This is a genomic window from Hydrogenophaga intermedia (assembly GCF_023715105.1).
In the GTDB taxonomy this organism is placed as follows: Bacteria; Pseudomonadota; Gammaproteobacteria; order Burkholderiales; family Burkholderiaceae_C; genus Hydrogenophaga; species Hydrogenophaga intermedia_A.
Genome location: NZ_JAMBNO010000002.1, coordinates 251,015 through 276,608, shown reverse-complemented (window position 1 = coordinate 276,608; position 25,594 = coordinate 251,015). Strand labels below are relative to the sequence as shown.

General features: G+C 69.6%; 23 protein-coding genes and 1 other RNA gene. 20 read left to right on the top strand and 4 right to left on the bottom strand.

Going from position 1 to position 25,594, the window contains the following annotated elements:
* Nucleotides 1-96 precede the first annotated feature (96 nt).
* The 6 genes from M3149_RS03025 (at nt 97) to M3149_RS03000 (ending at nt 5,718) form a co-directional block, all read left to right on the top strand.
* Nucleotides 97-1,506 (top strand): acyclic terpene utilization AtuA family protein, encoded by a 1,410-nt coding sequence (locus M3149_RS03025; protein ID WP_251707851.1) that lies wholly within the window; start codon nt 97-99, stop codon nt 1,504-1,506.
* Nucleotides 1,503-1,883 (top strand): AtuA-related protein, encoded by a 381-nt coding sequence (locus M3149_RS03020; RefSeq protein ID WP_251707850.1) that lies wholly within the window; start codon nt 1,503-1,505, stop codon nt 1,881-1,883. Before M3149_RS03025 ends, M3149_RS03020 begins: the two co-directional genes overlap by 4 nt.
* Entirely contained in the window at nt 1,880-2,695 is an 816-nt protein-coding gene (locus M3149_RS03015) for a crotonase/enoyl-CoA hydratase family protein (RefSeq protein ID WP_251707849.1), read from the top strand. Before M3149_RS03020 ends, M3149_RS03015 begins: the two co-directional genes overlap by 4 nt.
* Nucleotides 2,696-2,790: 95 nt before the next feature.
* Nucleotides 2,791-3,525: a type 1 glutamine amidotransferase gene (locus M3149_RS03010; RefSeq protein WP_251707848.1), complete on the top strand. Its 735-nt coding sequence runs from the start codon at nt 2,791-2,793 to the stop codon at nt 3,523-3,525.
* Nucleotides 3,526-3,568: 43 nt separating this feature from the next.
* A complete protein-coding gene (locus M3149_RS03005; protein ID WP_251707847.1) occupies nt 3,569-5,158 on the top strand; it encodes a L,D-transpeptidase family protein in 1,590 nt (529 codons plus the stop codon).
* Nucleotides 5,155-5,718 (top strand): DUF882 domain-containing protein, encoded by a 564-nt coding sequence (locus M3149_RS03000; protein ID WP_251707846.1) that lies wholly within the window; start codon nt 5,155-5,157, stop codon nt 5,716-5,718. The genes M3149_RS03005 and M3149_RS03000 overlap by 4 nt, the downstream gene beginning before the upstream one ends.
* On the opposite strand, the gene M3149_RS02995 is transcribed toward M3149_RS03000, so the two are convergent.
* The gene (locus M3149_RS02995) at nt 5,715-6,164 is read right to left on the bottom strand and encodes an acyl-CoA thioesterase (RefSeq protein WP_251707845.1); all 450 of its coding nucleotides are present in this window, start codon (nt 6,162-6,164) and stop codon (nt 5,715-5,717) included. The genes M3149_RS03000 and M3149_RS02995 overlap by 4 nt on opposite strands.
* Nucleotides 6,165-6,197: 33 nt before the next feature.
* On the opposite strand from M3149_RS02995, the gene M3149_RS02990 reads away from it, so the two are divergent.
* The 5 genes from M3149_RS02990 to htpX all read left to right on the top strand — a co-directional run bounded on the left by M3149_RS02990 (nt 6,198) and on the right by htpX (nt 11,830).
* Nucleotides 6,198-8,042, top strand: a complete 1,845-nt coding sequence (locus M3149_RS02990; protein WP_251707844.1) for an ABCB family ABC transporter ATP-binding protein/permease — start codon at nt 6,198-6,200, stop codon at nt 8,040-8,042.
* Between the two features lie 9 nt (nt 8,043-8,051).
* Nucleotides 8,052-8,984, top strand: a complete 933-nt coding sequence (locus tag M3149_RS02985) for a LysR substrate-binding domain-containing protein (protein ID WP_251707843.1) — start codon at nt 8,052-8,054, stop codon at nt 8,982-8,984.
* Nucleotides 8,985-9,012: 28 nt separating this feature from the next.
* A complete protein-coding gene (gene pyrC / locus M3149_RS02980) occupies nt 9,013-10,059 on the top strand; it encodes a dihydroorotase (protein ID WP_251707842.1) in 1,047 nt (348 codons plus the stop codon).
* A 13-nt stretch (nt 10,060-10,072) separates the two neighbouring features.
* On the top strand, nt 10,073-10,813 hold the full coding sequence (locus M3149_RS02975) for a DUF3025 domain-containing protein (protein WP_251707841.1): 741 nt from the start codon (nt 10,073-10,075) through the stop codon (nt 10,811-10,813).
* A 147-nt stretch (nt 10,814-10,960) separates the two neighbouring features.
* Nucleotides 10,961-11,830: a protease HtpX gene (gene htpX / locus M3149_RS02970; RefSeq protein ID WP_251707840.1), complete on the top strand. Its 870-nt coding sequence runs from the start codon at nt 10,961-10,963 to the stop codon at nt 11,828-11,830.
* A 62-nt stretch (nt 11,831-11,892) separates the two neighbouring features.
* On the opposite strand, the gene M3149_RS02965 is transcribed toward htpX, so the two are convergent.
* Both M3149_RS02965 and M3149_RS02960 read right to left on the bottom strand, forming a co-directional pair.
* Nucleotides 11,893-12,600, bottom strand: coding sequence for a glycine zipper 2TM domain-containing protein (locus M3149_RS02965; protein WP_435370724.1), 708 nt, complete (start codon nt 12,598-12,600; stop codon nt 11,893-11,895).
* A 104-nt stretch (nt 12,601-12,704) separates the two neighbouring features.
* The gene (locus M3149_RS02960; RefSeq protein WP_251707839.1) at nt 12,705-14,555 is read right to left on the bottom strand and encodes an NAD(P)/FAD-dependent oxidoreductase; all 1,851 of its coding nucleotides are present in this window, start codon (nt 14,553-14,555) and stop codon (nt 12,705-12,707) included.
* A gap of 73 nt (nt 14,556-14,628) precedes the next feature.
* Here M3149_RS02960 and rnpB point away from each other — a divergent pair.
* Nucleotides 14,629-14,978: RNase P RNA component class A (rnpB, locus tag M3149_RS02955), an RNA gene on the top strand.
* A 51-nt stretch (nt 14,979-15,029) separates the two neighbouring features.
* Here rnpB and M3149_RS02950 read toward each other — a convergent pair.
* Entirely contained in the window at nt 15,030-16,730 is a 1,701-nt protein-coding gene (locus tag M3149_RS02950) for an MBL fold metallo-hydrolase (protein ID WP_251707838.1), read from the bottom strand.
* Nucleotides 16,731-16,811: 81 nt separating this feature from the next.
* On the opposite strand from M3149_RS02950, the gene dapF reads away from it, so the two are divergent.
* The 8 genes from dapF (at nt 16,812) to hslV (ending at nt 25,592) form a co-directional block, all read left to right on the top strand.
* Complete coding sequence (dapF, locus tag M3149_RS02945; protein WP_251707837.1) at nt 16,812-17,687, top strand: diaminopimelate epimerase; 876 nt, start codon at nt 16,812-16,814, stop codon at nt 17,685-17,687.
* A 23-nt stretch (nt 17,688-17,710) separates the two neighbouring features.
* Complete coding sequence (locus tag M3149_RS02940) at nt 17,711-18,409, top strand: DUF484 family protein (RefSeq protein WP_251707836.1); 699 nt, start codon at nt 17,711-17,713, stop codon at nt 18,407-18,409.
* Nucleotides 18,410-18,470: 61 nt separating this feature from the next.
* Nucleotides 18,471-19,421, top strand: a complete 951-nt coding sequence (locus M3149_RS02935) for a tyrosine recombinase XerC (protein ID WP_251707835.1) — start codon at nt 18,471-18,473, stop codon at nt 19,419-19,421.
* A gap of 25 nt (nt 19,422-19,446) precedes the next feature.
* On the top strand, nt 19,447-20,637 hold the full coding sequence (locus M3149_RS02930) for a class I SAM-dependent rRNA methyltransferase (protein WP_251707834.1): 1,191 nt from the start codon (nt 19,447-19,449) through the stop codon (nt 20,635-20,637).
* Nucleotides 20,638-20,693: 56 nt separating this feature from the next.
* Nucleotides 20,694-21,773, top strand: coding sequence for a CobW family GTP-binding protein (locus M3149_RS02925; protein ID WP_251707833.1), 1,080 nt, complete (start codon nt 20,694-20,696; stop codon nt 21,771-21,773).
* 283 nt (nt 21,774-22,056) lie between these two features.
* Entirely contained in the window at nt 22,057-23,112 is a 1,056-nt protein-coding gene (gene dksA, locus M3149_RS02920; RefSeq protein WP_251707832.1) for an RNA polymerase-binding protein DksA, read from the top strand.
* 33 nt (nt 23,113-23,145) lie between these two features.
* Nucleotides 23,146-24,945: an STAS domain-containing protein gene (locus M3149_RS02915; RefSeq protein ID WP_251707831.1), complete on the top strand. Its 1,800-nt coding sequence runs from the start codon at nt 23,146-23,148 to the stop codon at nt 24,943-24,945.
* Nucleotides 24,946-25,043: 98 nt separating this feature from the next.
* Complete coding sequence (gene hslV / locus M3149_RS02910; protein ID WP_251707830.1) at nt 25,044-25,592, top strand: ATP-dependent protease subunit HslV; 549 nt, start codon at nt 25,044-25,046, stop codon at nt 25,590-25,592.
* Nucleotides 25,593-25,594 lie beyond the last annotated feature (2 nt).

Here is a 25,594-nt window from a genome sequence, read left to right as displayed (position 1 = left end):
TTTGGAGCAGGCCTTGCCCGAGGGTCGAAGATTTATAGCTGTCCTCCCCGGGACTGCCGCTAGGGGTTCTCCCCCATCGGCAGTCGCGCAGGTGCCATGAACATCGTCGCCATGAAATCGATTCGAATAGGCGCCGGCCTGGGCTTCTACGGCGACGCCTGGGAGCCGATCGCCGCGAGCATCGAGCGCGGCGGTGTGCAGTTCATCGCGAGCGACCACCTGGCCGAGCTCACGCTGGCCATCCTGCAAAAGGACCGCCAGCGCGACCCCGCGCTCGGTTACGCGCGCGACGTGGTGCCATTGCTGCTGCGCCTGTGGCCGCTGATGCAGCGCCACGGCGTGCGCTTCGTCTGCAACGCGGGCGGCCTCAACCCGCACGGCGCTGCGCAAGCGGTGCTGGCGGCCTTTGCGGCCAAGGGGCTGAAGGCGCGCATCGCGGTGGTCACCGGAGACGACGTGCTGCCGCGGCTGCAGGAGGCAGCGGCCGACTTCCCCCACCTGTTCAACGGTTCAGCGGTGCAGGGCGTGCGCGAGCGTCTCGTCTTTGCCAACGCCTACCTGGGTGCGGCGCCCATCGTGCAGGCGCTCGACGACGGGGCACAGATCGTCATCACCGGCCGCGTCGCCGACGCGGCGCTGTTCCTCGCGCCGGCGGTGCATGCGTTGGGCTGGCGCTTGACGCACGCGCGGGAGCCCGCCGACCTCGACCGCCTGGCACAAGGCCTCACCGTGGGGCACCTGCTCGAATGCTCGGGCCAGGGCAGCGGTGGCAATTTCGGTGCGCAAGGCACGTGGCAGACCATCCCCGACCTCGCCCACATCGGCTACCCCATCGCCGAGGTGTGGGAGGACGGCAGCGCGCTCATCACCAAGGCGCCGGGCACGGGCGGGCGCATCAATTTCGACACCGTGCGCCAGCAACTGATGTACGAGGTGCACAACCCGCACGCGTACCACAGCCCCGACGTGGTACTCGACATGGGCGGCATCCACCTGCACGATGAGGGCCACGACCGTGTGCGCCTCACCGGTGCGCGCGGCACGGCGCCGGGCGAGCGGCTCAAGGTGGTGGCGGGCTATCGCGACGGTTACAAGGCCGAGGTGACCTGGGGTTTCTCGTGGCCCGATGCGTGGGACAAATCGCAGCACGCGCAGGCAACGATCCGCGCGCTCTTGAAGGACAGGCGCGTGCCGCACGACGAGCTGTACGTGGAGTACCCGGGCTTGAACTCGGCGCACGGCCCGCTGGCGCCGCTGCCCGCGGCCGACGCGCTGAACCAGCTCAACGAGGTGTGGACGCGGCTCGTGCTGCGCACCCCCGAGAAGGCCGCGGCCGAAGGCTTTGGCCGCTTGTTTCCCTGGATGGGCCTGAGCGGCCCGGCCTACACCTGCGGCTTCACCGGCCTGCACAACGTGAGCGAGTTGCTAGGCATCTGGCCCACGCTGGTGGACCGGCGCGCGGTGGAGGCGGGGGTGAAGGTGGAACTGATGGGAGAGCAAGCATGACCATGCTGCGCATTCCGCTGGCACGCATCGCCCACGCGCGCAGTGGCGACAAGGCCGACTGGGTGGATTTCGGCCTCTTCGCCTGGAACGCGGCGGGCTACGCCATCCTGCAGCGCGAGGTGACGGCCGCGCGCGTGCGCGAGCACTTCGCGCCGTGGTTGCCCGGCGAGGTGGACGCCTGGCCGCTGCCCAACATCCTGGCGCTCAAGTTGGTGCTCAAGGGGGCGCTGCAGGGCGGCGGCGCGCGCAACCTGCGGCTGGACAACCTGGGCAAGGCCATGGCAGCGGCGCTGCTGCGGCTGGAGATCGACGTGGAGGCGGTCGAGCTCGACGCCGCGCTGGCGGCCCCGCGCGTGGGCTGGTGGGGTGAGGCATGAGCGCGACCGACAGCCCCGTGATCGGTGTGCGAACCGAGGTCATCGACGCGATCCACGTGGTCACCCTCGATCGCCCCGAGGTGCGCAACGCGGTCGACAGCGCCACCGCGCGTGCCCTGCATGCGGCCTTTCTGGCTTTCGAGGACGACGCGAACGCAAAGGTGGCGGTCTTTCACGGCGCGCACGGATATTTCTGTGCCGGCTGGGACCTGCAGTTCGGTGCGCGCGCCGCGCAGGCCGGGCAGGGCGGTGTGCTCGCCGATCTGGACTTCGACAGTGCCGATGCACGCGCCCTCGGCCCGATGGGGCCGTCGCGCCTGCGCCTGTCCAAGCCGGTGATTGCCGCGGTCAGCGGCGCCGCCGTGGCCGGTGGCATGGAGCTCGCGTTGTGGTGCGACCTTCGCGTGATGGAGGATGACGCGTACTTCGGCGTCTACTGCCGCCGCTTCGGCGTGCCCTTGATCGACGGCGGCACCGTGCGCCTGCCGCGCCTGATCGGCATGGGCCACGCGATGGACCTGATCCTCACCGGCCGCAAGGTGGAAGCTCCCGAGGCGCTGCAGATGGGCCTGGCCAACCGCGTGGTGCCACGCGGCCAGGCGCGCGAGGCGGCCATCGAACTGGCGCGTCAGCTCGCGGGCTTCCCGCAGGCCACCATGCTCGCCGACCGCGAAAGCGCCCATGCGCAATGGGACCTGCCGCTGGGCGAGGCGTTGCAGCAGGAGTGGCAACGCGGCAAGGCCCGCATCCCCGACGCGCTGGAAGGCGCGCAGCGCTTTGCGGCCGGCGAGGGGCGGCACGGGCGGTTCTAGCCCCGGTGCCCACGCCCGCGGCGATCCATCGGTTCTCGCTGCCCGGGCCCGATTGGTCCCGCCCGCCACCGTAGGCGTGCCTACCATTCACGCCCATGGCTCAAGCGACCCCCTTGCACGACGTGCTCGTGCTGCAGCACACGATCGAAGACCACCCCGGATACCTTGGCCAGTGGCTGAATGACCAGCGCGTGGATTGGCAGGTGTTCTGCGCCGAGGCCGGGCAGGCCTACCCCGACAGCGTGGCACCCTACCGCGCCCTGGCGGTGCTGGGCGGCGAGTGGAGCGCCAACGACGAGCGCCCCAGCCTGCGCCACGCGGAAACGCTGATCCGTGAGGCCGATGCCCTGGGGGTGCCGGTGATCGGCCACTGCCTGGGTGGGCAGCTCATCGCGCGCGCCTTCGGCGGGCGCGTGGCGCGCCTGCCGCAACCCGAAGTGGGTTGGCTGCCCATCGCGGTGCACGAGGCGCCCGCAGCGCGCGCCTGGTTCGGCGATGCGCGCCTGCCCACGGTGTACCAGTGGCACTACGACAGCTTCGTGGAAATGCCTGCCGGCGCGCAGTGGCTGGCCTCGTCGCCCGCCTGCGCCCATCAGGCGTTCGCGCTCGGCATCCACCTGGCGATGCAGTTCCACATCGAGATCACGCCCGACAAGATGGCCGACTGGCTGGCCGAACCCGGCAACGTCTATCCCGACGCGATCGCGCGCTACCCCGACTCGGTGCAGCCGCCCGAGGCCATGCGGGCCGCCACCGCGCGTCACCAGGCAGATAGCGAGGCGCTGGCCGATGTGATCTACAGCGCCTGGCGCGCGCGCTGGCGCGGTTGACGCAGCACGGGATCACCAACGCCGCGGGAGGACAATGCCCGCCATGCAAATGCCCCTGGATGGTTGGCGCCGCCGCGACTGCCTGCTCGCCCTGGCCGGTCTGGGTATCTGGCCGGCTGCGGCTCAGACGCCTGTGCCCCCGGGGCTGGTGTGGACGGCGCCGCTGGCGCGTGAGGCCGTGGCTCTGCTGCAAGGCGCCGCGGCCCACGGCCTGGTGCCGGCCGACTACCACGCCAATGCCCTCGCGCAGGCCCTGCCCGAGGCGGTGCGCCACGCACCCCTGTCGGTCAACACCCCCGACCCGCACGCCGCTGCCTTTGCGCGCGCGCTCGGCGCAGCCATGCAGCAATACCTGCACGACCTGGCGTTCGGCCGCGTCGATCCGCGCCGCATCCACCAGCGCTTCAGCGTGGCGCCACGCCAGGGCTTCGATGCGGCGCAGGCGCTGGCCGCTGGCGTGGCGCGCGGTCGGCTCGACGAGGCGGTGCGCGCTGCCGTGCCGCCGTTGCCGTTTTATGGCCAGTTGCAGCAGGTGCTGGCCGGCCTGCAGGCGCTGGCCAGCCATCCGGCATGGTCCCGGCCCCTGCCGGGGCTGCCGCGACCTGCCGGCTCGCGCAAGCCCCGGCTCGACCCGGGTGCGGCCTGGGCCGGCATTCCGTTGCTGGCCGAGCGCCTGCAGGCGCTGGGTGATCTGCCCGCGGGCGCACCTGTGCCGACGCAACTGGAAGGCCCGCTGCTGGACGCGCTCAAGGCCTTCCAGGCGCGCCACGGCATGGCCGCCGACGGCGTGATCGGCGCCGCCACCCTGGCTGCGCTCGACGTGACGCCCGCGCGGCGCGCGCAGCAGGTCGCGCTCATGCTGGAGCGCCTGCGCTGGACGCCACTGTTCCTGGGGCGGCGCATGGTGGTCGTCAACATCCCCGAGTACGTGCTGCGCGCCTACGAGGTGGTGGACGGCCACATCCACGTGCGTCTGGTCATGCGGGTGATCGTGGGCAAGGCACTGAAGCACGAAACGCCGCTGTTCGACGAGCGCATGCGCAGCATCGAGTTCAGCCCCTTCTGGAACGTGCCACCGTCCATCGCGCGTGCCGAGGTGATCCCGCGCCTGCGCCGCGAGCCGGGCCATTGGGCGCACCAGGGCTACGAGTTCGTGCGTCCCGACGGTAGCGTGGACACGACGCTCAGCGCCGCCGGGCTCGACGCCGTGCTCGCCGGGCGCCAGCGCATCCGCCAGCGCCCCGGCCCGGCCAATGCGCTCGGCGACATCAAGTTCGTGTTTCCCAACCAGCAGAACATCTACCTGCACCACACGCCCTCGGTGGGCCTGTTCGCGCGCGAGCGGCGCGATTTCAGCCACGGCTGCATCCGCGTCGAAGACCCGGTGGGGCTGGCCCGTTTCGTGATGGACGGCATGCCCGGCTGGGACGAGGCGCGCATCCGCGCCCAGATGGCGGCCGGCACCTCCACCCACGTGGCGCTGCGCGAGGCGCTGCCCGTGTTGATCGCCTATGGCACGGCGTTGGTCAGCCAGGGCCGCCCACGGTTTCTGCCGGACGTGTATGGTCACGATGCGCGTCTGCAGGCGGCCCTCGATGCCCGGCCCCGACCGCCTTACGAATGGCCCCGATGAACCACCCGACCCGATACCCGACTTCCCGCCGCCAGTGGCTGCGCACCGCGCTCGGTGCCGCGGTGGCCGCGCCCGTTCTGGCCCTGCCCGGGCGCGTGTGGGCTGCGCCGGTGCGCGAACTGGCCTTCGACCACCTGCACACGCACGAGCAGATCGACCTGGTGTACGCGCGCGGCGACACCTACGTGCCCGAGGCGCTGGGCCGGCTCGACCATTTCCTGCGCGACCATTACTCGGGCGAGGTGGGCCGCATCGACCCGGGCCTGCACGATCTGCTGCACGCACTGCGCCGCGTACTGGCCACCGACCGGCCCTACCAGGTGATCTCGGGGTACCGCTCGCCCCGTACCAACGCCCACCTCAAGGCCACGCGCGGCGGCGGCGTGGCCACGCGCAGCCTGCACATGGACGGCCAGGCCATCGATATCCGCGTGAGCGGCGTGCCGCTTGCGGATCTTCGCGACGCTGCCTGGTCGCTGCAGGCGGGTGGGGTGGGCTACTACCCGCGCGAGCAGTTTGTGCACGTGGACATCGGCCGCGTGCGCCGCTGGGGAAGCTAGGCCGGCGCCTTCCAGCCAGCCCGCGCCTCGTCAGGAATCGGCCGCGGGCGGCCTTCGTGGTCGATCGCCACGTAGGTGAGGCTGGCTTCGGTGACCTTCACGTACTGCCCCTGGGCCGAGAACCGCTCCGCGAACACCTCGACCATCACCGTGATCGACGTGCGCCCGATGCGGGTGACGTGCGAGTAGAAGCTCAGGATGTCGCCCACCCGCACCGGTTGCTTGAAGATGAACTGGTTCACCGCGACGGTCGCCATGCGCCCGCGCACGTAGCGCGCCGGCAGCACGGCGCCGGCCAGGTCCACCTGCGCCATCACCCAGCCGCCGAAGATGTCGCCATTGGCGTTGCAGTCGGCCGGCATCGGAATCACCTTGAGCACCAGCTCGCGGTGGTCGGCGGGCAAAGAGGGCAATGGCGTGCCGTTGGGACTTGAATCAGAGGGCATGGGCACAATCTCCGGTTTCCACGATTGTCATTCATGCGCCCCGACAACCCCACCCAAGGCCGCGTGGCTTTGCCTGCCAACCCCGGCGACGTTGTGCCGGCGCGCCGCTCCGACTGGGCCACCCTCAAGACGCTGCTGCCCTACCTGTGGCAATACAAGTGGCGCGTCATCGCGGCGCTGGGCTTCATGGTGGCGGCCAAGGTCGCCAACGTCAGCGTGCCGGTGCTGCTCAAGCAGCTGGTTGACGCCATGACCATCAAGCCCGGCAGCGTGGAGGCGCTGCTGGTGGTGCCGATGGGGTTGCTGCTGGCGTACGGCGGCCTGCGCCTGTGCACCAGCCTGTTCACCGAGTTGCGCGAACTGGTGTTTGCCAAGGCCACCGAGGGCGCCACGCGCCACATCGCGCTGCAGGTGTTTGGCCACCTGCACGCCCTGAGCCTGCGCTTTCACCTGGAGCGCCAGACCGGCGGCATGACGCGCGACATCGAGCGCGGCACGCGCGGCGTGCAGTCGCTCATCTCTTACTCGCTCTACAGCATCGTGCCCACGCTGATCGAGGTCACGATGGTGCTGGTGCTGCTGGGCACTCAGTTCGACATGGGCTACGTGTGGATCACGCTCGGCGCGCTGGTGCTTTATGTGTTCTTCACGGTCACCGTCACCGAATGGCGCACCCAGTTCCGCCGCCGCATGAACGAGCTGGAGTCGAGCAGCCAGAGTAAGGCGATCGACTCCCTGCTCAACTACGAGACGGTCAAGTACTTCAACAACGAAGCGTTCGAAGCGCGCCGGTACGACGAATCGCTGCAGAAGCTGCGCAAGGCCCGGCTGCTGAGCCAGCAGACGCTGTCCATGCTCAACGCGGGGCAGCAACTCATCATCGCGGTGGCGCTCGTGGCCATGCTCTGGCGCGCCACGCAGGGCGTGGTCGATGGCCGGCTCACGCTGGGCGACCTCGTGATGATCAACGCCTTCATGATCCAGCTCTACATCCCGCTGGGTTTCCTGGGCGTGCTCTACCGCGAGATCAAGCAGAGCCTGACCGACCTGGACAAGATGTTCGTGCTGCTCGAGAAGGATCGCGAGATCGACGACGCGCCCGGTGCGCAACCGCTGGCGCTGGCCGGCCCGCCCACGGTGCGCTTCGAGAACGTGCATTTCTCCTACGAACCCGCGCGCGAGATCCTGCACGGCGTGAGCTTCGAGATCCCGGCCGGCAAGACGGTCGCGGTGGTGGGGCCGTCAGGCTCGGGCAAGAGCACGCTGGCTCGGCTGCTCTACCGCTTCTACGATGTTTCGAACCGTGATGAAGGGGGGCGCATCACCCTCGACGGTCAGGACATCGCCCAGGTCACGCAGGCCAGCGTGCGCGCGGCCATCGGTATCGTGCCGCAGGACACCGTGCTCTTCAACGACACCATCGAATACAACATCCTCTACGGCCGGCCCGAGGCCGGCCACGAAGCCGCCGTGGCGGCGGCCAAGGCGGCACACATCCACGCCTTCATCGACAAGCTGCCGCTGGGCTACAAGACCATGGTGGGCGAGCGCGGGCTCAAGCTCTCGGGCGGCGAGAAGCAGCGCGTGGCGATCGCACGCACGCTGCTCAAGAACCCGCCGATCGTCATCTTCGACGAGGCCACCAGCGCGCTCGACTCCGCCAACGAACGCGCCATCCAGGCCGAGCTCAAGAGCGCGGCGGCCAACAAGACCACGCTGGTGATCGCGCACCGCCTGTCCACGGTGGTCGACGCGCACGAGATCCTGGTGCTGGAGCACGGCCACATCGTCGAGCGCGGTTCGCACGCGCAACTGCTGGCGCTGGGCGGCACCTACGCGCGCATGTGGGCACTGCAGCAAAGCGGCGCCGACACATAATCCGCCCCCATGGAAACCAAGTGGCTTGAGGATTTCGTGAGCCTGGCCGAGACGCGCAGTTTCAGCCGCTCGGCGCAGTTGCGGCACGTGACGCAGCCAGCTTTCTCGCGCCGCATCCAGTCGCTGGAGGCCTGGGCGGGTACCGACCTGGTGGACCGCTCCTCCTACCCCACGCGGCTCACGCCGGCGGGCCAGACGCTGTACGAGCAGGCGCTGGAGATCCTGCAGCAACTCAACGGCACCCGGCTCATGCTGCGTGCGCACACCGCGGCCGCGCAGGACGTGATCGAGTTCGCCGTGCCGCACACACTGGCCTTCACCTTTTTCCCGCAGTGGCTCTCGGGCCTGCGTGAAGCGGTCGGCCCGGTCAAGAGCCGCCTGATCGCGCTGAACGTGCACGATGCGGTGATGCGCCTGGTCGAAGGCAGCTGCGACCTGCTCATCGCTTACCACCACCCGACGCAACCCATCCAGCTCGATCCGGCGCGCTACGAAATGCTGCCGCTCGGCAGCGAGCCGATCGCGCCTTACGTGAAGCCCAATCCCCAGGGCGCGCCGATGTACGCGCTGCCGTCGGCCGGCGGGCAGGCCCAGCCTTACCTGGGCTATGCGCCTGGCGCCTACCTCGGCCGCGTGGTCGATCACCTGCTCAAGGACTCGCCCATGGCCGCGCAACTCGAGCGCGTGTACGAGACCGACATGGCCGAGGGCCTGAAGGCGATGGCGCTTGAAGGCCATGGCATCGCTTTTCTGCCGGCCAGCGCGGTGCGCAGCGAGCTCGCCGCCCGCCGCCTGGTCCCCGCGGCGGAGGGACTGTCGCTCACCATGGACATACGCCTTTACCGCGCCCGTCCGGTGGACGCGGCCAAGGGCAAGCGCGCCGTGGCGGGCTTCTGGAACCGCCTGAGCGACCTGCTGGCTGCGCGCGAGCGCAGCGCTTGAGCGTCAGAGGGCTGCGACAATCGCGCCCATGAGCGCTGCGATCCCCGACACCCTGACCCTCACCCGCCCTGACGACTGGCACCTGCACGTGCGCGACGGCGACGCCCTGCGCACCGTGGTGCCGCACACGGCCGCGCAGTTCGGCCGCGCGATCATCATGCCCAACCTCAAGCCGCCGGTGACCACCGCGGCCCAGGCCGTGGCCTACCGCGAGCGCATCCGCGCCGCCGTGCCCGCGGGCATGGCCTTCGAGCCGCTGATGACGCTCTACCTCACCGACAACCTGCCCGCGGACGAGATCGCCCGGGCCAAAGCGGCCGGCGTGGTCGCGCTCAAGCTCTACCCGGCGGGCGCCACCACCAACAGCGACGCCGGCGTCACCGACATCCGCAAGACCTACAAGACCCTCGAAGCCATGCAGCGCGAAGGCCTGCTGCTGCTGGTACACGGCGAAGTGACGTCCAGCGACATCGACCTGTTCGACCGCGAGGCGGTGTTCATCGACCAGGTGCTGATCCCGCTGCGCCGCGACTTCCCCGAACTCAAGATCGTGATGGAGCACATCACCACGAAGGAAGCGGCTGACTACGTGGCCAGCGCCGGTGCACACACCGCGGCCACCATCACCGCGCACCATCTGCTGTTCAACCGCAACGCCATCTTCCAGGGTGGCATCCGTCCGCATTACTACTGCCTGCCGGTGCTCAAGCGCGAAACGCACCGCCTGGCCCTGGTGCAGGCCGCCACCAGCGGCAGCGACCGCTTCTTCCTCGGCACCGACAGCGCACCGCACCCGGCTCACCTGAAAGAACACGCCACCGGCTGCGCAGGCTGCTACACCGCGCATGCCGCGCTCGAGCTGTACGCCGAGGCCTTCGAAGCTGCTGGCGCGCTCGACAAGCTCGAGGGCTTCGCCAGCTTCCACGGCCCGGCCTTCTACGGCTTGCCGCGCAACGCGGGCACGGTCACGCTGCGCCGCGAAACCTGGACGCCGCCCGAGTCCTTCCGTTTCGGCGAGGCCGACCTCAAGCCGCTGCGCTCGGGCGAGGCGTTGCGCTGGCGCCTGGTGGCCTGACCATCAAGCGGCTGTGTCGTCCGTCGACTGGTCGGCCCCGTGGTTCGCGCCCGTGGCCGGCGCCGGCCGGGCGGTGCAGGGCGCGCAGGCGGCCGGGCTGGCGCTGCCGGATGCGCTCAACGCCGCCGCACCCGGGCCGCTGCGCGCGGTGCCGCAGGCTGCGCTGCCCGACGGCGAGGCCTACGAGGCTTTCATTGCCGACAGCGCCAGCGTACCCACGCGCGAGAACCTGCACGACCTCTTCAACGGCCTGATCTGGCACCGCTTTCCCCTCGCCAAGCGCCGGCTCAACCGCCTGCAGGCGGCGGCCATCGCGGCGCAAGGGGTGGGCGCGGTGCGCGGGCCACTGCGCGATGCCGCCACGCTGTTCGATGAAAACGCGGCCTTGCTGCAGGCGCCGCCGGCTCTGTGGGATGCGCTGCGCGCACGCGACTGGCAGCGGTTGTTCGTGGGTGAGCGCGCGCTGTGGTCGCAGGCGCGGCTGGTGCTGTTCGGGCACGCGCTGCTGGAGAAGCTGGTCGCGCCCTACAAATCCATCACCGCCCACGTGCTGGCCGCGCCGGTGCCACTGTCGCTCGGCGATGATCTGGTGGCCTGGGACGCCTGGCTCGCGGTGCAACTCGATACCACGGCGCTGGCGCGCAAGCCCTTCACGCCGCTGCCGGTGCTGGGCGTGCCGGGCTGGTGGCCGGCCAACGAAGCGCCCGGTTTCTACGACGACGCCCAGGTGTTTCGCCCGCCGCGGGCCAATTGATGCCGGCTTGAAAACGAGCGGCGTCCGCCCCATATCGGTCATCGGTATCATCCGCTGCCCCCAACGGTCGGCGGGGAACCTGCCGGCCCGAAACGGGTCATTGGCGCATCCGGTGCGAACCCGCATCGACGCCCCCACGGAGCACACATGAAACGCATCCTGCTGTTCGTCCTGACCAACGTCGCCGTCATGGCGGTGCTGCTGGTCACCACGCGCATCCTCGGCGTGGACCGTTTCCTCACCGCCAACGGCCTGAACATGACGGCGCTGGCCGGCTTCTCGCTCGTCATCGGCTTCGGCGGCGCCATCATCTCGCTGCTGATGAGCAAGCCCATGGCCAAGTTCAGCACCGGCGCGCGCGTCATCAACCAGCCGCAGAACGCCGACGAGGCCTGGATCGTGCAGACGGTGCAGAAATTCGCCGACAAGGCCGGCATCGGCATGCCCGAAGTCGCCATCTTCGAAGGCGCGCCCAACGCGTTCGCTACCGGAGCGTTCAAGAACAGCGCGCTGGTGGCCGTGTCCACCGGGCTGCTGCAGAACATGACGCGTGAGGAAGTCGAGGCCGTGATCGGCCACGAGGTGGCGCACATCGCCAATGGCGACATGGTCACCATGACGCTGATCCAGGGCGTGATGAACACCTTCGTGGTGTTCCTCAGCCGCGTGATCGGCTACGCGGTCGACAGCTTCCTGCGCCGCGGCAGCGACAGCCAGGGCCCGGGCATCGGCTACATGGTCACCACCATCGTGATGGACATCGTGCTGGGCTTCCTGGCCGCCATCATCGTGGCCTGGTTCAGCCGCCAGCGCGAATTCCGCGCCGACGCCGGTGCCGCCGACCTGATGGGTCGCAAGCAGCCCATGATCAACGCGCTGGCCCGCCTGGGTGGCCTCACGCCGGGCGAACTGCCCAAGACCATGCAGGCCCTGGGCATCACCGGTGGGCTGGGCAAGCTGTTCAGCACCCACCCGCCGATCGAAGAGCGCATCGCCGCCCTGCAGCACAGCGCCTGATCCGCGGGATTCAGCGACAAAAAGGCCACCCTCGGGTGGCCTTTTGCATGGTTTTGCTGGTGTCAGCGGCGGTACTCGAAATCGCGGCGGTGGCCCGGCGGGTAACGGTCGTGCCCATGGGGCGCGCGCCATCCCGGAGCGCGGTGGTAGCGCTGGCCGCCAATGATCACGACCTCATGGGTGATGCTGGAGTAACCCGAGGGGTACCCGCCGTAAACCACCGCGGGCGCCGGCGTTTCGTAGCGCACTTGCGGGCGCGGCGCGTAGGCCGGCGGGGGCGGAGGCAGCGAATCCACCGGTGTGACGTTCAGGCGCACGTAGCGGCCCGGGTCCTGCGCCATCTGGGTGCGGTACTCGCGGCCGGCGTACTCGTACACCACGTCGTAGGCCACCGTGCGCGGTTCGTAGGTGGTCTGGGTACCGCAGCTGCGCACGATTTCGGTGCGCGGTTGCGGCTCGCCCTCGATGCGGTTGCCCAGGATCGCGCCACCGATGAGGCCGATCGCGGTGGCCGCTGCGCGGCCGCTGCCGTCGCCGATGGCATTGCCCATGGCACCGCCGGCAATGGCACCGAGCAGCGCGCCGCCGCCGGATTTCTGTCCGCGGTAGGTGACCTGCTCGTCGGTGCACACGTCGCGAGGCACGGCGACCTGCTGGATGATGGGCGTGCTGCTGATCACGCGGCCTTGTTCTTCCTGGGCTTGCGCCAGGCCGCTGCCTGCCAGGGCGAGCAGGCCGGTCATCACGGGAAGGAGAACGGGGGTTTTCATGGCGAACTCCTGTTGGGGGTAGCGTGGAGCATGCACCGCCAGTGTCAACCCGGCGTGGGGCAATTGCAAAGATTCGTGTCGTCGGCGGCGCCAGGCGGCAAAAGTCACGCCGCCAGCCGTTCGTGCGCCCGTGTCTGCGGCGTCAGCAGGTCGCTCGCCAACGCCTCGGCCACCTTCAGCCCGTCCACACCCGCCGACAGAATGCCGCCGGCGTAGCCCGCCCCCTCGCCGGCGGGGTACAGGCCACGCGTGTTCAGGCTCTGGAAATCATCACCGCGCGTGATGCGCAGCGGCGCCGAGGTGCGCGTCTCCACACCGGTGAGCAGCGCGTCTGGCAGGTCGTAGCCGCGGATCTGGCGGCCGAACACCGGCAGCGCCTCGCGCATGGCCTGCACCGCGTAGTCGGGCAGTACGTTGGCGAGGTCGGTGAGGTGGATGCCGGGGCGGTACGAGGGCTCGACCTCACCCAGCGCCGTGGATGGCTGGCCCGCGAGGAAATCGCCCAGGCCCTGCGCGGGCGCGCTGTAGTCAGCGCCACCAGCCTCGAAGGCGCGGCTTTCCAGTTGCCGTTGCAGCACCACGCCGGCCAGCGGGTGGTGGTGGCCCTGGGCGCGCAGCGCCTGCGCCTGCCGGGCGTAGCGCGCGCCGTCGGCTTCGCCGAAGGCGGCCGTCCACAGCGGCAGGTCCTGCGGAAAGGTCTGCGGGTAGTCGGCCGGGTCGATGCCGACCACCAGGCCCGAGTTGGCGTTGCGTTCGGCGCGCGAGTACTGGCTCATACCGTTGGTGACCACGCGGCCCGGCTCGGAGGTGGCCGCCACCACGGTTCCGCCCGGGCACATGCAGAAGCTGTAGACCGCGCGCCCGTTCTGCGCGTGGTGCACCAGCTTGTAGTCGGCCGCGCCAAGCAGCGGGTGGCCGGCGTGGCGGCCCCAGCGCGCGCGGTCGATCAGGCTTTGCGGGTGCTCGATGCGCACGCCGATGGAAAACGGTTTGGCCTCGACGAAGACGCCCGCGTCCCACAGCAGGGCAAAGGTGTCGCGCGCGCTGTGGCCCAGCGCCAGCACCACGCGTTGCGCGGGCAACTCGAACGTCTCGCCGCTGTCCAGCCGCTGCACCACCAGCCCGGTGAGGCGAAGGCCGTCGCCATCGGGTTCGGTGCGCACGCCCGTCACGTGGTGCTGGAAGCGGATCTCGCCGCCCAGTGCGAGGATTTTTTCGCGCATGGCCTCGACCACTTTCACCAGCTTGAAGGTGCCGATGTGCGGATGCGCTTCGTACAGGATCTCGGCCGGCGCGCCCGCGGCGACGAACTCGTGCATGACCTTGCGGCCGAAAAAGCGCGGGTCCTTGATCTGGCTGTAGAGCTTGCCGTCGGAGAACAGACCGGCGCCACCTTCGCCGAACTGCACGTTGCTCTGGGGGTTGAGGGTGCGCTTGCGCCACAGGCCCCAGGTGTCCTTGGTGCGTTGGCGCACCGGCTTGCCGCGCTCCAGCACGATGGGCTTGAAGCCCATTTCGGCCAGCGCGAGCGCGGCGAACAGGCCGCACGGGCCCAGGCCCACCACCACCGGGCGTTCCCCCTCGAGGGCGCCGAAGCCGGCGGGTGCATGCCCCGGTGGGTGCCAGGCCATGTGGGGTGTGGCGCGCACGTGCGGGTGCTTCGCGTGCTGCGCGAGCAGCGTGGCCTCCTGCGCAGGGTCGGTGAGCGCGAGGTCGACGATGTAGACCGCCAGCAGGTCGGCCTTGCGGGCGTCGAAGCTGCGCTTGAACACCCGCAGTTCGGCGATGGCGGCGGGCGCGATGCCCAGCACCTGCGCCGCCAGGCGGGTGAGCGCGTCGATCGGGTGCGGCGCCGGGGCGCGGTCGGCCTCGGTTTCGCTGGGGGCGTCGGCGGCGCGGCGTTCTTCGAACGGCACCTCGGCCAGGGGAAGCTTGAGTTCGGCAATGCGGATCATGGCGCGGGGCTTGTGGCGATCAAGCGGACCGGAAAGCGCGCGATTGTCGCCGAGGCGGGATAATCGGTGGTGTGAAGCGGGCCAGACCGCCGCTGGCACGATGCCCGAAAGGGGGTGCTGGAGGAACGTCCGGACTGCACAGGGCAGCGTAGGAGGTAACACCTCTCCACCGAAAGACCGCCCGGGTTCGCCCGGGTGGCCCCAAGGTGAGGATCAGAGCAACAGAGACGAGCCGATTCAGTTCGGGTGAAACGGGCAATCTCTACGCGCAGCAACACCAAATAGGCCAGCGTTGAGGCGGCTCCGCGGAGCTGGCGGGTAGGTGGCACCGAGCCGCTTGGGTGACCAGCGGCCCAGAGGAATGGCGGTCACGTGCCGGGCAACCGGCACGCACAGAATCCGGCGTACCGGCGCGCTTCACACTTTTTCCAGGCCCGGCGCACAGCGCGCCGGGCATTGCCGCTTTCGCGCTGCTCAGGCGTTGAAGCCACCCAGCGCGCGAATGCGCTCCACATGCGCCAGCAGCGAGCGCCGCGCCACGGGCCACAGGCGCTCGGGCACATCGTCGTAGGCCAGGGGCACCCAGTCGTCCAGGCCGCCGTCGGGGCGCAACTGCATGGCGCGTGCGATCTTCGATTCGCGCGCCAGCCGGTGCGCCTTCAGGTGGTCGATCGCGCGGCGCGCGCCGCCCTCCACCGGGGCCGAAACGTTGTCGTCCGTGCGGCGCAGATCGCCCAGGGCGTAGCCGTGGGCGGGCAGGATGAAATCGATGCCGTGCTCGTCGCACAGCGCGGCCAGTCGGTCGAGCGCGGCGAGGTAGGCGCTCATGTCGCCGTCGGGCGGGTCGATCACGGTGGTGCTGCCGTTGAGGATGTGATCGCCCGAGAACAGCAGGCCGTCTTCGAGCAACACCAGGCACAGGTGGTTGGCGGCGTGGCCCGGCGTATGCACCACCATCAGCGTGTGCGTCGTGCCGGAGGCATCGCTCAGGGTCAACCGCTCGCCGTCGGCCAGTTCGCGATCGGGTGTGAAGCGCGCGCTCTCGCGCGCGGTGGGTGCGCTGGCCAGGCCCAGGATGGGCGGGCGGGCGCGGCCGGCCTGCACGCACAGCGCCTGCAGCCGCGCGGCGCCGGGCGAGTGGTCGGCATGCGAGTGGGTGCAGACGATGGCGCGCAGGTCGGCGCCCACCGCGCGCCACAGACGCTCCACGTGCTCGGGCTCGTCAGGACCGGGATCGATCACGATGAAACCGGTGCCTGGGTCGCCCACGAGGTAGCTGTTGGTGCCGGGGCCGGTCATCACGCCCGGGTTGGGCGCGGTCAGGCGCGCCACGTGCCTGAGCAGCGCTACAGGCTGCTCGTGCTGCCAGTCCAGGTTGTGCACGATCTGGCCGTCGGGGCTGACCAGTGAAAGTTCGCCGAACGGTGGCTCGTGTTCCATGTGCCGCGATTCGCGTCCGTGCAGCAGGCCCGCGCGCGGGCAGCTCGTCCACAGCGGTTCATCGTGCGCGGCGCAGGCGTCCAGCACCGACTGCACCGAGGCGTGCGCCCGCAGCCGCTCCAGCGTGCGGATGGTCGGGAAGATGATGAAGAACTGGCCTGCGGCGTGGCGCGCCAGGGCATCGGCCGGGCGCACCCACAGCGGCTCGAACTGCTCGCTCTCGTCGGCCACGGGCTCCTGCCCGTCGGGCATGCGCGCCACCAGGAAGGGCACGTCGAAGCGGCGCGGGAGGTCGCGATCGGTGATCCAGTGCGCGAGCACGAAGACCTCGTCGGCCGCCAGCCGCAGGCCGCGCGCGGCGCACTGCGCGGCAAACGGTGCCTTGCGGTCGAGCGCGGTGATGTCCTCGGCCGTGGCCCAGGTGCCGTCGGCGCGGCGCGCCAGCAGCACGCCCAGCTCCTCGAAGCTCTCGCGGATGGCGGCAATGGCCTGCGTGAGGCGCAGGTCGGTCTGCGTGGGGCGGCGTGCAACGGTGTCGAAACACTGCGCGTCGGCGGCGTCGATGCCACCGCCCGGGAACACGTAGGCGCCGGGCGCGAAGCTGGCCGTCAGGGAGCGGCGCGTCATGAGCACCTCGACGCCATCGGGGCCGTCGCGCAGCAGCAGCACGGTGGCGGCGGGGCGCAGTGGCGCGGCAGGGCGGGGCGGGTGCAGGAGCTGGTGGGGTCGGACCATGCGGCGCATTGTGCGCGCGCGACCCGTCACCTGCGGTCATGCGCGCGTCAGGGTCGGGGCAGTGCGCCGATAATCCACCCCATGCAGATCCGCTTCACCAAGATGCAGGGCGCGGGCAACGACTTCGTCGTGCTCGACGAGACGCGCGGTCTGCTCGGCCTCAGCGGCGCGCAGTACCGCTTCCTGGCCGACCGCCATTTCGGCGTCGGCGCCGACCAGATCCTCTCGGTGCGTCCGGCGCCGTCGCCCGGGCTCGACTTCGAGTACGTGATTCACAACGCCGACGGCGGCGAGGTGGAGCACTGCGGCAACGGTGCGCGCTGTTTCGTGCGCTATGTGCACGACAAGCACCTGAGCGAGCGCAACCCGCTGCGCGTGAAGGTGAAGAACGGGGTTCTCGAATTGCGGCGCCTGGCCGATGGGCGTGTCACCGTCGACATGGGCGCACCCGTGTTCGCATTGCCCGATGTGCCCTTCAACGCCAGCGGCCTCAAGCCCGAGCGCCTGGGCAACTTCGAACGCTGGCCGCTCACGCTGCCTTACGCGGGCGAGGTGCCGGTGGCCGTGCTGTCCATGGGCAACCCGCATGCCGTGCTGCGGGTGGACGACGTCGACAGCGCGCCGGTGGCGGGCTGGGGCCCGCTGATCGAGCGCCACGAGCGTTTTCCGCAGCGCGTGAACGCCGGCTTTCTGCAGGTGGTCGACCCGAACACCGTGAAGCTGCGCGTGTACGAGCGCGGCGCTGGCGAGACACTGGCCTGCGGCACCGGCGCCTGCGCCGCCGTGGTGGCCGGCATCCGCCTGGGTTGGCTGGCCGAGCGCGTGGACGTGCATACGCGCGGTGGCGTGCTCACCATCGAATGGAAGGCCGCGGCCGGCCTCGATGCGCCTGTTTTCATGACCGGCCCCGCCACGCCCGTGTTCGAAGGCGTGATCGAGGTCCCCGATTCCCTCTGAGCTTTTCCATCACCACACAAGCCATGACCCAGCCGATCCCGCCCATCACCGAGGACGACATCGCCCAGTACCTGGCCAACAGCCCCGACTTCTTCGAACGCCACGCCGGCCTGCTGGCCGAGGTGCAGCTCACCAGCCCGCACGGCGGGCGCGCCGTGAGCCTGCAGGAGCGCCAGGCCGAGATGCTGCGCGAGAAGATCAAGGGCCTCGAACTCAAGGCCGCCGAGATGGTGCGCCACGGCCGTGAGAACACCGCCATCGCCGACAAGCTGCAGCGATGGACGCGCGATCTGCTGATGGTGCGTGATGCGGTCGAGTTGCCGGGCGCGATCACCGAGGCGCTGGTGACCCAGTTCCAGGTGCCGCAGGTCGCCATCAAGGTCTGGGGCGTTGCCCCCGGGTTTGCCGACGAGACCTTCGCACAGGGTGCGAGCGAGGACGCGCAGGCCTTCGCCTCGTCGCTCAACACGCCCTACTGCGGCAACAACCCCGGCCTGGAGGCCGCGCAATGGCTGGTCGATCCGGCCTCGGCCGCGTCGCTGGCGCTCATTCCCCTGCGTGTGGGTGCCGCGCCCGAGGCCTTCGGCCTGCTGGTGCTGGCCTCGGCCGACCCGCAGCGTTTTGCCGCCGACATGGGCACCGACTTCCTCGAGCGCATCGGCGAACTCGCCAGTGCGGCGCTGGTGCGCTTGCGGCCGGTGGTGCCGGCAGCCGTCGAATGAACGCCGCCGGGCCGCTCCCAGGGCACTCGGCCCCGCAGTGCGCAGCACGGAGGGTTGCGCGGTGATCGACCTGGCCCGCGCCGACGATGCGGGCCTGATCGAGGCCTACCTCGCGCACGTGCGCGTCGGCAAGCGCCTGGCCGAGCGCACCGTGGCGCTCTACACCGAAGATCTGGTCAAGCTCGCGCACTTCGCGCGCGAGGCGGCGGTGCCACTGCGCCAGGTGCAGCCCGCGCACGTGCGGCGCTGGATCGCGCAGATGCACAGCGCCGGCCGCAGCCCGCGCGGCATCGCGCTCATCCTGTCGGGTTGGCGCGGCTTCTACACCTGGCTCGGCCGCCAGGGCATCGTGCAGCACCACCCGGTGCAGGACGTGCGGGCCCCCAAGGCCGGCAAGCCGCTGCCCAAGGCGCTGGCGGTGGACGACGCGGTTCGCCTGGCCGAGCACACGCAGCCCGACGACGACCCGGGCCTGGAGGCGCGCGACGCCTGCATCACCGAACTGCTCTATGGCAGCGGCCTGCGCATCGGTGAACTCGTGGGGCTTGACGTGGCCGCCAGCGCCACGGCGCGCGGCTGGATCGACCACGACGCCGGCGAGGCCCACGTGCTGGGCAAGGGCAGCAAGCGGCGCAGCGTGCCGGTGGGGCGTGCGGCGCTGGCGGCACTGAAGCGCTGGCTCGAGGCCCGCAACGCCTGGGCGCGCGACGACGCCGCGCTCTTCATCGGCCAGCGCGGCCAGCGCCTCACGCCGCAGCACATCCGCGTGCGCCTCAAGCGCCGTGCGCTGCAGGCCGGCCTGGCCACACCGGTGCATCCGCACATGCTGCGCCATTCGTTCGCCAGCCACGTGCTGCAGTCCAGCGGTGACCTGCGCGCCGTTCAGGAACTGCTGGGCCACGCCAACATCGGCACCACGCAGGTCTACACCCGGCTCGACTTCCAGCATCTTGCGCAGGTGTACGACGCGGCGCATCCGCGCGCCCAGTCGCGCAAGCCGCGCGGCAAGTGAGCGCCGGGCCGCGACAATCGCGGCCATGAAATCCATCCGACTCAAGCCCGGCAAGGAACGCTCGCTGCAGCGGCGCCACCCCTGGGTGTTCGACGGCGCCGTGGCCAAGGGCAGCGCCGACCCGGGCGAGACCGTCCGCGTGGACGATGCCGAGGGCCACTTTCTCGGCTGGGGCGCGTGCTCGCCGGCGTCGAAGATCCGCGTGCGCATGTGGAGCTTCGAGCAGGCGCAGCGCATCGACGCCGCTTTCTTCCGCGAACGCCTGCGCGCGGCGATCGCGCTGCGCGATCGGCTGGCCGTGCCCAGCGACGGCGTGCGCCTCGTGCACGCCGAGGCCGACGGCCTGCCCGGCCTGGTTGTGGACCGCTATGGCGACACCCTGGTGGCGCAGTTCGGTGCCGCCGGCGTGGAGCGCTGGAAGCCGTTCATCGCCGACGCGCTGCTGGAGCTCACCGGCCTCACGCGCCTGTACGAACGCAGCGACACCAGCAGCCGCCAGCTCGAAGGCCTGCCGGTGGCCAGCGGCTGGCTGCGCGGCGACGGTGAGACCGCGCTGGTGCTGCGCGAGCATGGCTGGCAACTGGGCCTGGACATCGCCAGCGGCCACAAGACCGGCTATTACCTCGACCAGCGCGACAACCGCGCCATCTGCCGCGACCTGGTGCAGCGCTTCCAGCTCGCCGAGGTGCTCAACTGCTACAGCTACACCGGCGGCTTCAGCGTGGCCGCGCTGGCGGGCGGTGCGCAGCGCGTGGTGTCGGTGGATTCGTCCGGCCCGGCGCTGCAACAAGCCGCGGCCAACGTGGCGCGCAACGGGCTCGATGCCGCGCGCTGCGAATGGCTCGACGCCGATGTCAACGCCACGCTGCGCCGCTTCATTGCCGAGGGCCGGCAGTTCGACGCCATCGTGCTCGACCCGCCGAAGCTGGCGCCCACGGCGGCGCACGCCGAGCGCGCGGCGCGCGCCTACAAGGATATCAACCGCCTGGGCTTCAAGCTGCTGCGCCCGGGTGGTGTGCTGCTCACGTTCTCCTGTTCGGGCGGGGTGGGTGTGGAGCTGTTCCACAAGATCGTTGCTGCCGCCGGCCTGGAGGCGGGCGTGGACGGCGTGTTCCTGCAGCGTCTGGGCGGTGCGCCCGACCACCCCATGACGGTGCAATTCCCCGAAGGCGAATACCTCAAGGGCCTGGTGGTGATGCGCCGTCCCGGACCCTGAAACAGGTTGCTATCGCTACACTGTTGCGTTTTTCTCCACCGTTGCACCGCACGCCCATGGCCCTCATCCCCGCGACCATCCTCACCGGCTTTCTCGGCTCGGGCAAGACCACGCTGCTCAAGCGCGTGCTCACCGAAGCACACGGGCAGAAGATCGCCGTCGTCGAGAACGAATTTGGCGAAGAGAACATCGACAACGAGATCCTGGTGGCCGACACCACCGAGAACATCATCCAGATGAGCAACGGCTGCATCTGCTGCACCATCCGCGACGACCTGCGCGCCACCCTGGCCGATCTGGCGCAGAAGAAGCGCAAGGGCGAACTCGACTTCGAGCGTGTGGTGATCGAGACCACCGGACTGGCCGACCCGGGCCCGGTGGCGCAGACCTTCTTCATGGACGACGAGGTGGCCGAGCAGTACCTGCTCGATGCCATCGTGACGCTGGTCGACGCCAAGCACGCGGCCCAGCAACTCAACGACCGCCAGGAGGCGCGCCGGCAGGTGGGCTTTGCGGACCAGATCTTCATCAGCAAGGCCGATCTCGTGAGCAACGAAGAGGTGGACGCGCTGATCCATCGCTTGAAGCACATGAATCCGCGCGCGCCGATGCGCCCGGCGCACTTCGGTGAGGTGGCGATCAAGGAGGTGTTCGACCTGCGCGGCTTCAACCTCAACGCCAAGCTCGAGATCGACCCGGACTTCCTCAAGGTGGACGACCACGACCATGACCATGACCATGACCATGGTCACGGACATGATCACCATGACCATGAGCACGGCGAGCATTGCAACCACCCCTCGCACCAGCACGATCATGGTCATCACCACCACCACGACGACGATGTGAAGAGCTTCGTCTACCGTGCCGATCGTCCTTTCAGCCCGGAGAAGCTCGAGGACTTCCTGGGCGCGATCGTGCAGGTCTATGGCCCGCGCATGCTGCGCTACAAGGGGGTGCTGCACATGGACGGCACGGATCGCAAGGTGATCTTCCAGGGCGTGCATCAGCTCATGGGCAGCGACCTGGGCCCCCAGTGGGCCGAAGGCGAGAAGCGCATCAGCAAGATGGTCTTCATCGGCATTGACCTGCCGCGCGACATCCTCGAACAAGGCCTTTCGCAAAGCCTGGTCTGAGCGCGCGTGGCCCGCAAGCAGGCGCCCGGCGTGTGTTTTGTCGCGTTGGCGGCAGTCGCCATCCGACCGGCGTGATCGGGGCCCTTGCGTACATCGCTACAATCCGCGCGCCGAACCGACCAGGGTGTCTGCACCGGGGCCTCGCGGCGCCGGCCACGTATCGTCAAGGGGGTATAACAGCGCCTTTGTCGACGCAGCCCCCCGGGCCGAGTCGTCGCACCGGCGCACGAATCGGGCGTTTTGTCCTTTTCGTGCCATGCACGCCATCCATAGGAGACCCGTCGTGAAAGCCCCGGCTTCCAAGGCAGCGAAAGCAGGCAAGTCTTCCGCTGCGGCCAAGACGGCCAAGGTGAGCGCGGCGACACGCAAACCGGTGGCGAAGGCGCCCCCCAAGGCAGTTGCCAAGAAAGCGCCGGCCAAGGCCGTGAAGGCGGCGGTCAAGCCGCTCGCCAAGGCCCCGGTCAAGCCGGCAGGCAAGGCCGCGCCCACCAAGGCCACCACCAAGGCGCCCACCAAGACGGCGCCCACCAAGGCGGCGGCCACCAAAGCCGTGGCCAGACCGGCAGCGAAAGCGGCCAGTCCGGTGGTCAAGCCCGCAGCCAAGGCGCCTGTGAAGGCGCCCGCCAAGGTGCCCGCGCAGGCGGCCAGCGGTGCTGCGGCCCGCGCGGCCTCGCAGGCATCGGCCCTGATCAACAAGGTGGCCTCCACGCCGGTGGTGGTCACCATCCCCAAGCCCATCAGCAAGCGCGACGCGCGCCGCGTGATGGTCGAACAGATGACCCAGGCGGAGGTGATTCCCACCCACGCCCCGGACGCCGCCAAGGCGACCTTCTCCAATACGATCGAGCGAAACGTCATGACGCCCCCCGTCCCCGCCTCCCTCCAGAAGGACCCGAAACGGGCCAACAACTGGAAGACCGTGCCTGTCGAGCAACTCACCGACCAGGACGTGCTGTCCATGCCGGACGGCGAGTACATGAACGATCTGCAGTTGTCGTTCTTCCGCCTCAAGCTTCAGCGCCTGAAGGCCGACATGCTGGCCAACGCGGGCGAAACCACCGAGCACCTGCGCGAGGACACCGTGGTTGTGCCCGACCCGGCCGATCGCGCAACGATCGAGGAAGAGCATGCCCTCGAGCTGCGCACGCGCGATCGCGAACGCAAGCTGCTCAAGAAGATCGAGCAGGCCATCGCGCGCATCGACTCGGGCGACTACGGCTACTGCGAGGAAACCGGTGAACCGATCGGCGTCGGCCGCCTCATGGCGCGTCCCACCGCCAGCCTCTCGCTTGAGGCGCAGCAGCGCCGCGAGCTCAAGCAGAAGATGTTCGGCGACTGATACCGCCGCGCACATCCCGGAATCACGATCTCCATGGCCAAGGACGACTCCAGCGGCGGATTTCTCTCCAAGGTGGTGAAGTTCGTTCGCCACCCCACCACCAGCTGGGCGGACCTCGACACGCGCCAGGCCGACCGCGAGAGCGAGTACAGCAAGGCCGCGCTCAAGGAGATGATCGAGCGCAAGCGGCGCAACGACTTCGTGCGCAAGCGCGAATTCGACATGCTGCGCAAGATCCGCAGCCGCGAGGGCACGCCGGCCGAAGCGCAGGGCATGCGCCCGTCGTTCTTCCAGAGCAGTCTGCCGTCCAAACCGGACGACCGGGCCATGACGCTCAAGAAGATCGACGAGATCGAAGCCCAGATGTCGATGCAGTGGTGGAAGACCAAGGGCGCCGACTCGATGACCAGCACGGGGTCGGGCCTGAACACCGCTCCACACAGCCCGGGTGGCGCACCCAAGGCGGCCGATGCCCCGGCCGCCAAAGCACCTGCCCCCGTGGTGGATCCGGCACGTCTGAAGGCCCAGTACGACGTCACCGAACCGGCACCACTGCTCAACCCGATGGCGCAGGCCGCCGCCGCCCGCACGGCGTCGGCCAAGGCACCGCTGGCGCCGGCCAAGCCACCCTCGACGCAGCGCACCGGGCTCATGGCGCCCAGGTCGGGTGGGGCCCCCAGCGGCCAGAGTTCCTCCTTCTCGGCATCCCACTTCTACGCGCTGGATGTGCAGGAAGTGGCGCAGGACCCGGAGGTCGAAGAGGCCGCCATCCGTTTCGCGAACGGCGATGACGCGGGTGCCGAACAAGGCCTGCTGGATGCACTGGCCGACAACGGGCCGCGGGTGAACCAGGAGGCCGACTGGCTGGCCTTGTTCGATCTGTACCGGGCCACCGGTCAGCTTGCGGCTTTCGAGAGCCGCGCCGTCGATTTCGTCAACCGCTTCGACCGCTCGGCGCCCCAGTGGTACGACATGCCGGCCGAGGTGGCCCGCATGGTCGGCCGCGATGACGAACCCGTCACCAGCGGGCAGACACGCGCCGTCTGGGTGGCCGAGGCCGAACTCGACGCACACGCCATCGGCACCCTGCAGAACGTGCTGTCGCGTGCCCGCCAGCCCTGGGTGATCGACTGGAGCCCGCTCACCTCGATGGATCCCAAGGCCGCGCGTGCGCTGTTGGGCCTGGTGACGCTGTGGACCGATCAGGACGTGGAGTTGCGCTTCACCGGCGGCGCACGCCTGCGCGACCTGCTCAAGGGCATGACACCCTCGGGTCGACGCGACGTCGAGCAGCTCTGGTGGGAGCTGCGCATGGCGGTGCTGCGGCTCATGAACCGGGTCGACGAGTTCGAGCTCACCGCACTCGATTTCTGCGTCACGTACGAACTCTCCCCGCCGGGTTGGGAGCGGCCGCGTTGCCGCTACCAGTCGATCCGCAGCGAGGGCGACGACGGCCTGCAGTCGGTGCTGGGTGAATCGGTGATGGAGGCCGTGTCTTCCACGCTGTCCGGCGAGTCGATCATCGATTCCGCGCCGGCGAGTGCCGTCAACCACCTCGGCCTGGTCGAGCTCTCGGGCGAGATCCGCGGTGATGCGCAAAAGACCATCGACATGCTCGAGCAGCGCCTGAGCGGTGCTGACGTGCTCATCCTGTCCTGCCGCAACCTCATCCGTGTCGACTTCTCGGCCGCGGGCACGCTGCTCAACTGGGTCACCAGCCACCACGCCGAAGGCCGTCTGGTGCAGTTTGTCGATGTGCACCGCCTGATTTCGGCCTTCTTTCACGTCGTCGGCATCACCGAATACGCCAAGGTGGTGCTGCGCAACGACTGACACCGCGCGCGGTCTGCCCGCGCTGTGGTTTCATCCGGTTTCACCCGCAACCGCCCAGCGTCTCTTGCAGCCGGGCGGTGCAACCCCAGATACCTCACATGGAATCGTTTCACGGCACCACCATCGTCTGCGTGCGGCGCGAAACACCGGCCGGCATCCAGGTTGCCATCGGCGGCGACGGGCAGGTCACCCTGGGCAACATCGTTGTCAAGGGCACGGCGCGCAAGGTTCGCAAACTCCACCACGACCGCGTGCTCGCGGGCTTTGCCGGCGCCACCGCCGATGCCTTCACGCTGTTCGAGCGTTTCGAAGCCAAGCTCGAGAAGCACCAGGGCCACCTGGCCCGCGCCGCCATCGAACTCACGCGCGACTGGCGCACCGATCGCGTGCTGCGCCGCCTGGAGGCCATGCTTGCGGTGGCCGACAAGACGGCCGCGCTCATCATCACCGGCAACGGCGACGTGCTCGAACCCGAGAACGGCATCGTGGCCATCGGCTCCGGTGGCGCGTATGCGCAGGCCGCGGCCAAGGCGCTGATCGACCACACCGATCTCGATGCCGAGCAGGTGGTGCGTCAATCGCTGGCGATTGCCGGCGAGCTGTGCATCTACACGAACATGAACCACACCATCGAAACCCTGGATTGAGG